The organism is Neorhizobium sp. NCHU2750, from assembly GCF_003597675.1.
Lineage (GTDB): Bacteria > Pseudomonadota > Alphaproteobacteria > Rhizobiales > Rhizobiaceae > Neorhizobium.
In genome coordinates this window covers 2583595-2597762 of the sequence record NZ_CP030827.1, presented here as the reverse complement: position 1 = coordinate 2597762, position 14168 = coordinate 2583595, and the positions used below count along the sequence as shown (strand labels likewise).

The window sequence follows — 14168 nt, the reverse complement described above, 5'->3', positions numbered from 1 at the left end:
CAATGCAAGAACCATGCGCAATTGCCGAAGACAAAATCAATATTGGTCTTGATGTCGGCAAGGAAAGGCGCGCGAGCCTGTTCAGCGAAGCTTTCAAAGGTCAATTAGATGCGGCTTATGTTCGCTGAATCAATGTCTTGCCTGTAAAAGCGCCAACCGGATGCGCCTCTGCCTATGGGATCATCAGTCCGATTGAACCTCGCAGTCATCTGCGTGGTCTGGTCAATCGCCGGGCTGTTTCGTAACCATCGATTGCGCGGGTTTGACCGATTTCCTCCCGAGGTGGGTAAGTGCGCCGCATTCGTCGTGATGATCCTGGCCTTCTGCCGGAAGTATCTGAGTTTTAACTTAAATTTAGCGGTGCACGGCTAGGAATTGGCAATGGTCAATTTTCCTTGAAGGGGTCCAGCATGTCCGTCGGCGCATTTTTCGGTGGCGAGAGCGCGGCTATTCTTGAAGCCTTCGGTCGTTCACAGGCGATCATCTCGTTTACCCCCGACGGCACGGTGCTCGATGCCAACGAGAATTTCTGTGCGGCACTCGGTTACCGGCGCGAGGAGATCATCGGCAAACATCACCGGATGTTCGTGGATCCGGCCGACGCGGCGTCGCCTGACTACAAGTCTTTCTGGGCGCATCTGGCATCCGGCCAGTTCGAACAGCGCCAGTTCCGGCGGATCAGGAAGAACGGCGACGAGATCTGGATCCAGGCCTCGTACAATCCGGTCGTGCGCGGCGGCAAAGTCGTCAAGGTGGTGAAGATTGCCACCGACATCACCTTAGTCAAGCTTGAGAGCCTCGATACACAGGGCAAGATCTCCGCCCTGTCGCGGGCACAGGCGATCATCGAGTTTCTGCCGGACGGCACGATCCTGACGGCTAACGACAATTTCCTCTCGGCACTCGGCTACGGTCTCGACGAGATCAAGGGTCGCCATCACAGCATGTTCTGCGACGCAGATTACGCCGGCTCGCGCGAATATGCCGACTTCTGGCCGCGCCTTGCCGGAGGCGAATTCTATGCCGACGAGTTCAAGCGGGTGACCAAGGATGGCAGCGCCATCTTCATCCAGGCGACCTACAATCCGATCCTCGATGATGCCGGCAAGGTGATCAAGGTGGTCAAGTTCGCCACCGATGTTTCAGGTCGCGTGCGGGCGCTGCAGGAAGTCGGCGCAGGGCTGGAGCGGCTCGCCGAATGCAATATCCGCATCACCATCGACGAGGCCTTCGTGCCGGAATTCGAGCATCTGCGCCATGATTTCAACCAGTCGCTGGCAAAATTCCAGGAGACGCTGGAAAAGGTGATGGCGGAGACGGCGATGCTGTCGACCAAGAGCGGCGAAATGCATGACAGCGCCAATGGTGTTGCGATGCGTTCGGAACAGCAGGCGGCGGCACTCGAGGAGACGTCGGCGGCGCTTGAGGAAATCACCGTCACGGTGAGGGAATCGGCCGGCCGCACGGCCGAGGCGCGCAAGCTGGTGCAGGAGGCGCGTGTCGCCGCCGTCAATTCGTCGGAAGTGCTCGGCGCAACCGTCGCCGCCATGGCGCGGATCGAAAATGCCTCGAACGAGATTTCCAAGATTATCGGCGTGATCGACGAGATCGCCTTCCAGACCAATCTTCTGGCCTTGAATGCGGGCGTCGAGGCGGCGCGTGCGGGCGAAGCCGGCAAGGGCTTTGCCGTCGTTGCCCAGGAAGTGCGTGAACTGGCGCAGCGCTCGGCGGGGGCTGCCAAGGAGATCGCCGGCCTGATCAAGAATTCGACCACAGAGGTCAATCAGGGCGTCAAGCTTGTCGGGCAGACCGGTGACGCTTTGAAGAACATCCAGGGCTTTGTCCAGGCCATCGAGACGAATGTCGAGGCGATCGCGATCGGTTCGTCAGAACAGTCGACCAGCCTTTCGGAGATCAATTCGTCGATCTCGTCGCTCGACCAGATGACACAGCAGAATGCCGCCATGGTCGGCGACATGAGCGCGATTTCCGAGGCGCTGGCTCAAGGGGCGGCCGAACTGCAGCAACTGGTCAAGCAGTTCAAGCTCAACCGTCGCAAATGGCAGCGCGAGCCGGGTTCGGATGCCGCAAGGCTCGGGCCGGAACATCGCGGCTATGGCAAGAACACGATCTACCAGCAGAAGCCGAAAAAGCTCGCCATGGCTTCCTGAGGCCCGGAAGGTTTCAGGGCGGAGGGCTCGTCGGCCATCGGCATTGCCTAAGACCTGTCGTGGCAGATCCCAATTTTCTCAGTGACAAAACAAAACGGCCGGGCGTGAGCCCGGCCGTTTGCATTGGATCGGCTTTTACATTCACGCCGGACGACGCTTGCGGCCCTGAAAACCGCCGCCGCGCTGCTCGTTGCGCTGTTCGCCACGGTTGTTGTTGCCGAAGCGGACCGGGCCGCGATTTTCGCCCTGCGGTGCATGGCGGTTGTTCTGGCCTTCGGTCTTCGGCTGAGCCGGGGCCTGGCCATGGGGCTTGGACTGGGAACCGTCGGCTGCCGAGTGCTGGTGCTTCTGGCGCTGCTTGCCGGCTTCATGGGCGCCGTGGGCTGCGCGATCGCGATTGCCGCCATTGTTCGACTTGCCCTGGCGCTGGCCCTGATGACCACGGTTCTGTCCGCCATTGCGGTTTTCGCCGTCGCGCGGAGCCTGCTGGCTGCGGTTGGGGCGAAGATCCGAGGTCACGGCCAGATCGTTGTCCGGCTCGACGCGCTTGGCTTCCTCGTTACGGCGCTGGCCATGGGCCTCGCCATTGCGACGATCATCGCGCTGCGGACGATTGTTGCGGGCAGGGCGCTCGCCACGCTCTCCGCCGGCACCTTCCGCGCCTTCGGCCGCAAAGAACGGCTTGCGGGCAGGGCGCTCGCGGCGCGGACGGCTTTCGCCGTTACCGCCGGCATTTCCGCCACGGGCCTTGTTGCCGCCACGGTTGTTGCCGTTGCCGCGAACCGGGCGGTTCATCGTTTCGGGGCGTTCACCCGAGGCCGTTTTGATCTCGATGTTCATCAGCTTTTCGATGTCACGAAGAAGCATGGTTTCATCCGGAGCGCAGAAAGCGATGGCGACGCCATCACGCCCGGCGCGTGCGGTGCGGCCGATACGGTGAACGTAGGCGTCGGGCACTTCCGGCAGGTCGTAATTGTAGACGTGGCTGACGGCCGGGATGTCGATACCGCGGGCTGCGACATCGGTGGCGATCAGCGTCTTGATCTCGCCGTCACGGAAACCCTTCAGGGCACGCTCGCGCTGGCCCTGGCTCTTGTTGCCGTGGATCGATGCGACCGAGAAGCCGATATTGTCGAGATGCTTCATCAGCTTCTCGGCGGTGTGCTTGGTGCGCATGAAGACGATGGCGCGGCCATCCGGATTGTCGAGCAGCGACTTACGCAGAAGCTCGGTCTTGTCGCCCTTGCCGCCGACGAAGTGGACATACTGCTCGACCTTGTCTGCAGCCTTGCCCGGAGGGGTGACCTCGACCTTTGTCGGGTCGGTGAGGAAGTCTGCGGCGAGATCGGCGATTGCCTTCGGCATGGTGGCCGAGAACAGCATCGTCTGGCGCTTCTTCGGCACCATTTTCGCAATCTTGCGCAGGTCATGCACGAAGCCGAGGTCGAGCATCTGGTCGGCTTCGTCGAGAACGAGGAAGCGGACCGTGGTCAGGCCGATGGCACGGCGGGCGACGAGATCGAGCAGGCGGCCCGGCGTGGCCACCAGGATGTCGGTGCCCTTTTCGAGCTGCAACTGCTGCTTGTTGATCGATACGCCACCGACGACGAGGTTGATCTTGAGCGGGCGGCCCTTGACGAAGTTCTTCAGGTTGGCGGCGATCTGGTTCACCAGTTCGCGGGTAGGCGCCAGGATGAGAGAACGGGTCGTGCGGTTGTCGGGACGGATGTTTTCGGCGAGCAGGCGCTCGATCAGCGGAAGGCCGAAAGCGGCAGTCTTGCCGGTGCCGGTCTGGGCGAGACCGATCAGGTCGCGGCCTTCAAGGAGAAGAGGGATAGCCTGGGCCTGGATCGGCGTCGGCGTTTCAATGCCAAGCGCGGTGAGCGTGGCGACGATCTGCTTGGAGACACCAAGAGATTCAAAATTCGTCAAGTCGAATACCTTTCGGGGCGCCAAAAGCACAATTCCCGGCATGGCACCATGCCATGTCGGCCGCTTCTGGCGTCAAGAACCCCGCGTGAAGTGGGAACTTGCAAGTTGGAAATTGCTTTCCAGCGCACAAACCCTCCAAGTGAAGAGGGCATTCAGATATCTGCGCCTTGTTCCTTCTTCGCGAACTTTGTTGTCGCGGGGCCAGCTCACGCGGCGGCCGGAAGGTGAAAGCATGAGCTGCATGTGGTGGATTTACCGGCAAAAGTCAAGGATATTTCGCATCTGCGAGAGGTGGCAGCGGCAAATGCAATAAAGGCGGCAGTGTTTCCACCGCCGCCTTCATCAAAACTGGTCGAGTGAGGTCCTAGTAGCAGACCTGTGCGCGATAGGCTTCGCCAAACTCGTTGCGCGCCCATTCGAAATGGCAACGCGGCGGCGGTGGCGGGGCGTAGTAGGCGCGGCGGTAGTAGACCGGCGGGGGCGGCGGCGGAGGCGCATATTCGTAGCGCGGCTCGACATAGACCGGACGCTGGGAGCCGGCGATGATCGCGCCGCCGATGATGCCGCCTGCCAGACCGGCTGCGACGCCGGGCCAGACGTTGTCGTGGTGGTAATAATCGCGTGCCTCTGCTGCCGGGGCAGTCGCGGCGAGCGCGCCTGCGACGGACAGGGCGACGAGGCCTGCGGACACTGTTTTCTTCATGATCGACATGACACCGTTCCTTTCCCTCTGGTTCTTCCCAGGGGCACGATCAGAAGATCGAACCGAATCTCGGCGGATTGATGGACGAAAAAAAAGAGTAGTGTGAACAAGCGTTCAGACTGGACCGCTTCCAGGTTGCCCGGACGGGGTGTTCGATCAACCTGCAAGCCGCTTTGTGGCGGGATTGCGGCATGGCTGCGGCGAAATCCTGATTGCTCAAAAGTCCGTCGCCACGCCGCCCTCGGCCTTGCGCTTCGCCACGAAGGCGTCGAGTTCGTCTTCGATTGCCGGATCGAGCGCCGGCTGCTGGTAATCGGTGAGCGCCTGCTTGTAGATCCGGTTGGCATGGTCGTAGGTGGTCGGCCGGCCGGCTTCCGTCCAGGTCTCGAAATTGCGCCAGTCGGAGAGGATCGGCGCATAGAAGGCCGTCTCGTAGCGGGCGAGCGTATGGGGCGTGCCGAAATAGTGGCCGCCGGGGCCGACATCGCGCACGGCATCGAGTGCCAGCGCATCGGCGGAGACATCGAGCGGGGTGAGGAACTCGGCCACCATCTGCAGCATGTCGACGTCGAGGATGAATTTTTCGAAGGAGGCGGTCAGGCCGCCTTCCGTCCATCCGGCCGCATGAAGGATGAAATTGCCGCCACCCTGGGTCAGTGCCCAGAGCGACATGGCGCTTTCATAAGCCGCCTGGGCGTCGAGCGTGTTGGCGGCATTGGTGTTTGAGGTGCGGTAGGGGATGCCATAGCGGCGGGCGAGCTGGCCGCCTGCCAATACCGCCTTCATATATTCCGGCGTGCCGAAGGCCGGCGCTCCCGTCTTCATGTCGACATTGGAGGTGAAGCCGCCATACATGACCGGCGCGCCAAGCCTGACCATCTGGGTAAAGGCGATGCCCGCCAGCGCCTCGGCATTCTGCTGCACCAATGCGCCGGCAATCGTCACCGGGGCCATGGCGCCGGCAAGCGTGAAGGGTGTCATGATGACGACTTGGCCGCGCGACGACATCTCGATGATGCCCTGCAGCATCGGCCCGTCGAGGCGCAGCGGCGAGGAGGAATTGATGACGGTGAAAAGCGACGGTTCGAACTCCATCTGTTCCGCCGTGATGCCGCGGGCGATGCGGGCAATCTCCAGTCCGTCGAGATTACGTTCCCTGCCGAGCGAATAGCAGTGGAACACCTTGTCGGTCAGTTTCACCAGATCGGAGAGGCAGTCGAGATGACGCACCGAGGCATGGATATCGACCGGCTCGACCGGATAGCCGCCGGTCGTGTGGATGATGTCGTAATGCTGGGCGAGCTTGATGAGCTTGCGGAAATCTTGCCTGTTGCCGGCGCGGCGGCCGCCCTCGCGGTCGGCCACGAAGGGGGCGGAGGCGACCTGGGCGAATACCAGGTTTTTGCCGCCGATCGTCACATTGCGGGCGGGGTTTCGGGCATGCATGGTGAAGCTCGAGGGAGCCGAGGCGATCATCTCCTCGATCAGGCCGCGGTCGAAGCGGACCCGGTTCGAGCCCGGCGTCACGTCGGCGCCGGCTGCCTTCATCCGCTCGCGTGCTTCGGGCAGGATCACGTCCATTCCAATCTCTTCGAGCACGGTCAGCGATGCATCATGGATGCTTTCGACCGCTTCGGCCGAAAGGATCTCGGTCTTTGCAATCGTGTTGACGAGGCTGCGGTATTTTGTCCCGGCAAGGCCGTGCCGCACCCGCTCGGCCCCGCGGCCGCCGCGACGTCTTTCGGCGGCGGCGGGCGTCGCCCCGGTTTCGGCAGGAGAAGGTGTCGTAATCTCGCTCATGATTATCCCATCCGCGTCGGCCTTTCGCAGAATGTCTCAAATTCCCTTTCCGGTTGCCCTCGTCATTTGCGACCCTCGCTCGCCTCTTCCAGAACATCGCAGCGTTCCCCCCATGACGGTACCGTACAAAGCGTTCGAAAATCCGGAGAACGACCGCTGGTAAAAAGGCGTTGTTAACACTCGCCATGGTGTTATCGTTGCTCGCAAGGCCGCAAGAATCGGCCAAAAATTGCCCGGGAACATAATTTAAGGGACGGCAGCGCTTGGATACGCACAGCGACTTGCTCGAGAAAGCCTGTGCGCGGATCCAGGATCTGGCGCAACCGGCCTATATCAAGGACAGCGCACTGCGCTATGTGGCGGTGAATGCTGCCTATGCGGAGCTTTTCCATGCCAATCCGCAGGACTTCGCGCATCATGCTAGCAGCGATCTCGCGGATACGGTGGATGTCGGCGAACGCAAGGAAAAGGAAAGCCGGGCAATCGTCTTCGGCAGCGACGAGGTGGCGAGGCTTTCCGATGCCACGGGCGTGCTGCGCTACGAGATCCATGTCGAGCGGTTTCTGACCGAAAACGACCATACCTATCTGTTCGGCTCGATTGACGTTGTGCCTGCGGCGCAGTCGCTACAGGCTGCCGGTCCGTCCCAGCTCGCCCAGATTTCGCCTTTGGGCGCGGCGGTCTTCAACAATGTCCTGTTCGACGATGCGCTCGACATGCTGGAAATGGGCATTGCCATCTGCGACCGCAACGACACGCTGATCTACTGCAATTCGCAGCTGCTCGACTATGTCGATTCACTCGATATCGAGGTGAAGCCGGGGATCACGCTGCAGGCGATCCTCGCCAACGCGTTCGATCGCGGCAAGCCTTTGCCGGGGCATGAGCGCTACGCGAGCGAACTCGATCGAGCGGTCTGGATCGAGGAGCGGATGAAGCCGTTCCGCCAGCCCTATTACGAGAGCATGGACCAGCTTGCCGACGGGCGCTGGCTGCGCACGGTCAACAAGCGAATGGAAAACGGCATCCTGATCGCCATCCGCCAGGACGTGACCGATTTCAAGGAGCAGGAAATGCTGCTCCGCAGCCAGGTGGCGGAGACGGAACTGTTTCGCGCCATCCTGGAGGACCTGCCGACACCGGTCTTCGTGCGCAATGCCGGGCACGAGCTGACCTATGCAAACCATGCCTATGAGCAGATGCTCGGCGACAGCCGCGACCGCTATATCGGGCAGACGGAAGCGGAGATGTTTCCCTGGGCCGCCGAACGGTTCTGGGACGAGAATGCCAGGGTGCTGGACGGCGAGAATATCGACAAGTCGGAGGACATGACCTTTCCGGACGGATCAGTCATTCCGGTCCTGACAAGATTGAGGTCGATCCGCACGGAAGACGGGAGCAGCTATCTCGTCTGTTCGCGCACCGACGTGTCGCTGATCAGGCAAGCGCAGGAAAAGGCCGAGAAGGTCAGCCGCGAGCTTCAGACGATACTCGACGCGCTGCCGGTCGGTGTTGCCATCCTGTCGGAAGGTTTCGATTTCGAATATGCCAATCCGGCTTTCTGCGCCTTCTGGGATACCGACAAGAGCTTCGATCTTGCGGGAAGTTCCTATCGCAGCTTCCTGCAATTCGCCTTCGACCGCGGAGTATTTGCAAAGATCGGCGGCGATTTCGAAAGCGTCTACCGGCAGCGGATCGCCTCGCTGACCGAAGATGGGCATGCGCCGCTCGAAGTGCGTTCGCTTACCGGTCATCAGGTGCTGATCTCCGGCTCGCTTCTGGCGGATGGGAAACATCTGCTCAGCTATACCGACATCACCGCGATGCGCAAACGCGACGCGGAGATCCAGGAAGCGCGGGCGGCGCTCGAACGCCATGGCGCGCTGATGCGGGACGCGACCGGCGCGATGTCGCAGGGGCTTCTGATCCTGAAGGACGGGCAGGTCGAGCTTTCCAACGATGCGCTCTCCGCGATGCTGGAGATTGCGCCGGCCATGGTGGCGCCCGGTGCGCAATGGCGCGACCTGTTCCGCTACTGCGTGCGCCGCGGCGATCTCGGCGCAAGCGATGAGGCGCACGGCACTTTCCGTTCGCTCGAGGACAATATGGCCTCGGGCGAGCCGTTCTTCGCCTCCTTCAAGATCGACAACCGCAAATGGGTTCAAGTCGAGGCGCGGCAGACGAGCAGCGAGCACTGGCTTGCCGTCTTTACCGACGTGACCGACGTCAAGGCGCGCGAGGAGGACCTGACGCGGCTTCTGGCGCGGGCGGAAGCGGCCGACCGGGCGAAGTCGGAATTCCTCGCCAATATGAGCCACGAGATCCGCACGCCGATGAACGGGGTGCTGGGCATGGCCGAACTTCTGGCCAAGTCGGCGCTCGATACGAGGCAGAAGACCTTCATCGACATCATCGTCAAGTCGGGCAATGCGCTTTTGACGATCATCAACGACATCCTCGACTTCTCCAAGATCGATGCCGGCCAGATGAAGCTCAGGAAGGCACCGTTCGACCCGGTCGAGGCGATCGAGGACGTGGCGACGCTTCTGTCGTCGGCGGCATCGGAAAAGGATATCGAACTCATTGTGCGCGGCGATGCGGCGGTGCGCGAGACCGTGCTCGGCGATGCCGGGCGGTTCCGCCAGATCATCACCAATCTCGTCGGCAATGCGGTGAAGTTCACCGAGAAGGGGCATGTCTTCATCGACCTGAAGTCCGAGCCGCATGGCGAGGGCAACCTGATGCTGACGGTGCGTATCGAGGATACCGGGCTCGGCATCCCGCCGGAAAAGCTCGCCTCGGTGTTTGAAAAATTCTCGCAGGTCGATACGTCTTCGACGCGGCGCCACGAGGGAACCGGTCTTGGTCTGGCGATCACGTCCGGCCTTGTCGAACTGTTCGGCGGGTCGGTTGCGGTGGCAAGCGAGCTTGGCCGCGGTTCGATCTTCACCGTCAGCCTGCCGTTTCCGGTGGTTGCCGAACGCAAGACGGCGACTGCGCTGCCGATCAATACGAGCGGTGCTAGGGTGCTGATCGTCGACGACAATATCGTCAACCGGCGGATCCTCACCGAGCAGCTTTCGATGTGGGGTTTTGATACGGTGGCAGCCGAGAGCGGCGCCGAGGGGCTGGCTGTGCTCTCCGAGGCTGCACGTCTCGGCATCACGGTCGATGCGATCGTGCTCGACTACCATATGCCCGAAATGAACGGGCTGGATTTCGCCAGGTCTCTGCGCGGTGACAAGCGTTTCGACAATACCGGCATCATCTTCCTGACCTCGATGGACATGGCGAGCGACGACAGCATGTTCGCCGAACTGCGTATCCATGCGCATCTGATGAAGCCGGCGCGCGCCAACCTGTTGCGCAGCACGGTCATCGAGGTGGTCCGCTCGGTCCGCAGCCGGCTGCGTATGGAGGCGACCGTGGCGGGCGAGGCGATCTCTCAGGCTGCCGGTCTCCCTGCGGTGACATCAGCGCAATCTACCCCGGCTTCGACCGCACCGGTCGAGGCGAGCGCCTCGCTCGACGTCTTGGTAGCGGAAGACAACGAGGTCAACCAGATCGTCTTCACCCAGATATTGCAGACGACCGGCTGGCTGTTCCAGATCGTCCGCAACGGGGCGGAAGCGGTCGAGGCATGGCAGGCCAACGATCCGGCGATCATCCTGATGGATGTTTCCATGCCGGTGATGAACGGGCATCAGGCGACGCAACGCATCCGCGAGCTGGAAGCCCAGACCGGCACCCATACGCCGATCATCGGGGTGACCGCGCATGCGCTCGAAAGCGACCGCGAACTCTGCTTCCAGGCCGGCATGGACGATTATCTGTCGAAGCCGATCAGCCCGGAAGCGCTGGAGGAAAAGATCCGCACCTGGATCGGCGGAGCGCGGCTTTCGACGCGCTCGCGCTGACCGGCTCTCTTAGGCCGTTCTCTCTGGCCTTTCCCTCAGGCGGCCGCTGCCCGCGGTCGCGTCAGGCTGCGGCCGATCTTCTGTCCCTGCATCTCGATGAGATTGTAGCCGATGGCGGCAATCACGTAGGTGACGGGAATGGTGATCGCCAGCGTGGCGAGGAAGCGCAGGGGCGCGCTCATGTCGGCATGGCGGATCAGCCAGGCGACGACCGGCTGCATGATCAAGAGATGGGCGAGATAGGCGCCGAAGGAGAGTTCTCCGAGCGTGTGGAAGAAGCGGTTGCCGAGGAAATCGGAAATGCCCTGCGCCAGCCCCGAGGCGAGTGCCGGCAGCCGTTCGGCATGGACCAGCACGAAGAACAGCACGACAAGCGCCAGCCTGACGGCCTCGTGCATCGGCCGCATGTCGCCGCCGACCGGGATGAGGACAAAGAGGCAGGCAAGCGCCGCATAGAGATAGGTGCGGGCGCGGCCTGTCTCCAGCGCTGCGGCAAGCAGCATGCCGGCGGCGAAGACATGCATCTTCAAGGGCAGGAAGGTCGGCATGGGGAAATGATAGCCGAGCTTGCCGACCAGATGGGCTGCGACGAAACCGGCGGCGACGACGCCGATAATCGTCTTCAGCCAGCCGAGGCGGCCGACGATGACCATGATGAAGGGCAGCGCCGCGTAGAACTGCATTTCGAGCCCGATGCTCCAGTCGGGCAGGGCGGTCCTGTAGCCATAGGAGGGGCTCAAGCCGAACAGGAAGCTGAAATGAGTGAGGTAATTGGTGAGGCTGTCGTCGAGATAGCGCGAGGCGGGCTGCGGCGTCACCGCATTGAACATGTCGATCGTGACGCGCGCATCATAGACGATCGGCCCGAGGGTGAGGGCTGCGATCAGCATGACGTAATAGAGCGGCGCAATGCGGAAGAAGCGCCGGATCCAGAAGGCGGTCCAGGTGGAGGGCTCTTCCCACGGTTCCTTCTTCTGCCGCAGCTGGTAGTGGAAGACCATCAGGAAGCCCGACAGCATGACGAAGAGATCGACCCCGAGGTCGGGATCTCCGATGATCGGCACCCTGAACCCCGTCAGGATATGCGCATGACCTACAAGAACCCAGAGGGCTGCCAGTCCGCGCAGGCCATCCAGGCATGCGATGCGGTTGCCCGGCTTGGAATTTTCCATTCGACGATCTCCCCGTTGCATCGTCCGCCTTCGGCGCAGTCGGCGTCTTCGTAGAAGAATGCTGCAGTGCGACAAAAAGGAAAGGGGGGATGTGTCATCAGTATGACGATGGGGTTTTCTTCCCACCGAAAGCTGTAGGAAAAAGGGAAACGCGGCCGAGCCACGCTTCCCTTTTCTGCGTTTTGCGGAGGTATCAGCGGCCGGCCTTCAGGGCAGAGGCCCAGGTGTGGAGCTGGTCCAGCGAGGCGGTCAGGCCGTCGTTCATCGGATCGGTGGGATTGAAGACCTTGTTCTCGTCGATGAAGTTCGGGAAGAACGGGATCGGAACGGTGGCCGGTATCGGCATCATGTTGAGGTTGCTCATCAGCAGGCGCAGTTCCTGGGCGGCGCGCAGGCCACCGGAGACATAGGCGTAGCTGACGATGCCGGCGGCCTTGAACGACCATTCGACGGCGAGCGTCTGCAGCGCGTTGATCACGGCAGCACTCGGGAAATAGTCGTATTCGGGGGTGACGAAGATATAGGCATCGGCGGATGCGACGCTTTCGGCCCAGCGCTTGGTGTGCTCATGCTCGTATTTCTGCATGCGCGGATGGTTCGGCTCGTCGAGAAGCGGCAGGTTGAAATCGGCGAGGTCGACGAGCTCGACGTCGAACTTGCCGTGTTTCTTGGCGTGTTCGGCAACCCATTTGCCGATGGAAGGGCCGGCACGGCCCGGACGGGTGGAGCCGATGATCACGTTGAGCTTCAATGACATGCTTGTCTGTTCCTGTGTTGATCGAACACGCCTGTTTCACCCCTGTGGCGGAAGGATGCAGGTGCAAAATTGACATGGCAGCCATGTGTGAACGATGGGGCTTTGGGTGGGATGTGTGCGGGGGCAAGCGGGGGGTGGGGGAGAAGGGGCGGGGGGCGGAGTTGCCGTGATGGCTCATCGTTCAACGGTTTTCGATTTTGATCGTCGATGCATACGCCAAGAGCTGCCGCATTAGGCAGAGTTCAGAGGCGCTACCTGATAAGGTTTCTAATACGCGGTTCCAGCAACGGGATCATCTCCCTGACCTTCGGGGACGACTTCCTGAGCGCGGTATAGACGAGATAGCTGGGCCACGGCTCCGTTGACCATTCCGGAAGGACGCGGATCATCCGGCCTTGTGAGATTTCGCGGTGGACCAGAGTTGGCGGAATGAGGGCAATTCCTTGGCCGGTTGAAACGAGATGCCTGATCGCGCTGACGGAATTGGATGAAATATGGGGGTGCGGAACTATCTTCGCCTTGTCACCCCCCGTAGAAACAAGGTTCCAGGTGGTGAAGCTACTGGCATTCTGCTCCGGCGAAATAACGAGGCACCTATGAGATGCCAGATCGCCTGGCTGGGTGATCGGGGTTGATCGCTGCAGATATTCGGAAGCGGCGACCAGAACCAGCCCTCCCGCCCCCAGGCGTTTCGCCGTGAGGGTGGAATCGCCCACCGGCCCAGCCCTGAGGGCGATGTCGAACCCTTCCCCGATCAGATCTACGAGGCGATCCGTCAGAAGCAGCTCTACCTTCACGTCAGGAAACTTCTCGGTGTATTCCGTCACGGCCTCGCATATTGACATGTAGTCGAAATCGGCAGGCGCCGTGATCCTAAGCGTTCCCGTCGGCTGTTTCTGGAACAACGAGGCTTCCTCTGCGGCGCTGATCAGAGAAGCCACAGCAAGTTCGGCTTTCTTGAAGAAGATTTCTCCAGCATCCGTCAGATGAAGTTTTCTCGTCGTGCGCAGAAGAAGTGTCACCCCCAAGGCTTTCTCCAGGTCCGAAACCCTGTCGCTGACCGTGGAGTTGGGAAGACCAAGTTCCAGAGCGGCTTTCGTGAAGCTCCCGAGCCGCACGACCTTCACGAAAATCATAGCGCCATTCAAGTCCATCGGTTCCGCCGTTTTTTATCCGCCTGTGCGTATATTATTATCGGAATATCCGGGATTATCAATCTATCGGGCGCCGCGTACCTTTCAGTCTCCAACAGCAAACAAACAGGAAAATTGGAAGGAAACTCAATGTCACAGCTCGAAGCCGATCAGACCGCGATCAAAGATGTGGTCGATATCTATAGCGAAAGGATTTCCCGGTCGGACGCAGAAGCGTTGGTATCTCTGTTCACGCAAGACGGGGTCGTAATGGCACCGGATGCCCCCACGATGACCGGTGCAGGCCAGTTGAAGGCGTTCTTCGATCATGCTTTCACAATGATCAGGATGGATGCCAAAATCCATATCGACGAGATCACCATCAGCGGCGAATACGCGTTCGTGCGATGCCATTCAGAAGTACATATGACATTGCTGGAGACGAACGCTTCTCATTTCGAGGAAAATCGAGAGCTGTTCGTATTCCAAAAGGTCGGCGGGACCTGGGGGATCGCGCGTTACATGTTCAACAAATTGCCCGCGTCGCGTTGACGAGGCAACTAGGAAGCATCCGAAATTCAGA

General features: G+C 61.0%; 9 protein-coding genes. 3 read left to right on the top strand and 6 right to left on the bottom strand.

Going from position 1 to position 14168, the window contains the following annotated elements; all coding sequences use genetic code 11:
- The first annotated feature begins 410 nt into the window (after positions 1–410).
- Positions 411–2171 carry a methyl-accepting chemotaxis protein gene (locus tag NCHU2750_RS12655; RefSeq protein WP_119940818.1) on the top strand — a complete coding sequence of 587 codons (1761 nt, stop codon included), beginning with the start codon at positions 411–413 and terminating at the stop codon, positions 2169–2171.
- Positions 2172–2312: 141 nt separating this feature from the next.
- On the opposite strand, the gene NCHU2750_RS12650 is transcribed toward NCHU2750_RS12655, so the two are convergent.
- From NCHU2750_RS12650 to NCHU2750_RS12640, 3 genes are all read right to left on the bottom strand, one after another.
- A complete protein-coding gene (locus NCHU2750_RS12650) occupies positions 2313–4103 on the bottom strand; it encodes a DEAD/DEAH box helicase (protein ID WP_119943314.1) in 1791 nt (596 codons plus the stop codon).
- A gap of 364 nt (positions 4104–4467) precedes the next feature.
- On the bottom strand, positions 4468–4815 hold the full coding sequence (locus tag NCHU2750_RS12645; protein ID WP_162939613.1) for a hypothetical protein: 348 nt from the start codon (positions 4813–4815) through the stop codon (positions 4468–4470).
- Between the two features lie 207 nt (positions 4816–5022).
- On the bottom strand, positions 5023–6606 hold the full coding sequence (locus tag NCHU2750_RS12640) for a trimethylamine methyltransferase family protein (protein ID WP_119940817.1): 1584 nt from the start codon (positions 6604–6606) through the stop codon (positions 5023–5025).
- Between the two features lie 263 nt (positions 6607–6869).
- On the opposite strand from NCHU2750_RS12640, the gene NCHU2750_RS12635 reads away from it, so the two are divergent.
- A complete protein-coding gene (locus tag NCHU2750_RS12635) occupies positions 6870–10523 on the top strand; it encodes a PAS domain-containing hybrid sensor histidine kinase/response regulator (RefSeq protein WP_119940816.1) in 3654 nt (1217 codons plus the stop codon).
- A 35-nt stretch (positions 10524–10558) separates the two neighbouring features.
- On the opposite strand, the gene NCHU2750_RS12630 is transcribed toward NCHU2750_RS12635, so the two are convergent.
- The 3 genes from NCHU2750_RS12630 to NCHU2750_RS12620 all read right to left on the bottom strand — a co-directional run bounded on the left by NCHU2750_RS12630 (position 10559) and on the right by NCHU2750_RS12620 (position 13588).
- Entirely contained in the window at positions 10559–11695 is a 1137-nt protein-coding gene (locus NCHU2750_RS12630) for an acyltransferase family protein (RefSeq protein ID WP_119940815.1), read from the bottom strand.
- A gap of 193 nt (positions 11696–11888) precedes the next feature.
- Positions 11889–12452, bottom strand: coding sequence for an NADPH-dependent FMN reductase (locus tag NCHU2750_RS12625; RefSeq protein ID WP_119940814.1), 564 nt, complete (start codon positions 12450–12452; stop codon positions 11889–11891).
- Positions 12453–12703: 251 nt separating this feature from the next.
- Positions 12704–13588 carry a LysR family transcriptional regulator gene (locus NCHU2750_RS12620; protein ID WP_245480238.1) on the bottom strand — a complete coding sequence of 295 codons (885 nt, stop codon included), beginning with the start codon at positions 13586–13588 and terminating at the stop codon, positions 12704–12706.
- A gap of 147 nt (positions 13589–13735) precedes the next feature.
- Between NCHU2750_RS12620 and NCHU2750_RS12615 the strand changes: the two genes are divergently transcribed.
- A complete protein-coding gene (locus NCHU2750_RS12615) occupies positions 13736–14137 on the top strand; it encodes a YybH family protein (protein WP_119940812.1) in 402 nt (133 codons plus the stop codon).
- The last annotated feature ends 31 nt before the right edge of the window (positions 14138–14168 follow it).

Coding starts and splice junctions, on each gene's coding strand:
- NCHU2750_RS12655 (WP_119940818.1), top strand. CDS start 411: ATGTCCGTCGGCGCATTTTTCGGTGGCGAGAGCGCGGCTATTCTTGAA.
- NCHU2750_RS12645 (WP_162939613.1), bottom strand. CDS start 4,815: ATGTCGATCATGAAGAAAACAGTGTCCGCAGGCCTCGTCGCCCTGTCC.
- NCHU2750_RS12640 (WP_119940817.1), bottom strand. CDS start 6,606: ATGAGCGAGATTACGACACCTTCTCCTGCCGAAACCGGGGCGACGCCC.
- NCHU2750_RS12630 (WP_119940815.1), bottom strand. CDS start 11,695: ATGGAAAATTCCAAGCCGGGCAACCGCATCGCATGCCTGGATGGCCTG.
- NCHU2750_RS12625 (WP_119940814.1), bottom strand. CDS start 12,452: ATGTCATTGAAGCTCAACGTGATCATCGGCTCCACCCGTCCGGGCCGT.
- NCHU2750_RS12620 (WP_245480238.1), bottom strand. CDS start 13,588: ATGATTTTCGTGAAGGTCGTGCGGCTCGGGAGCTTCACGAAAGCCGCT.
- NCHU2750_RS12615 (WP_119940812.1), top strand. CDS start 13,736: ATGTCACAGCTCGAAGCCGATCAGACCGCGATCAAAGATGTGGTCGAT.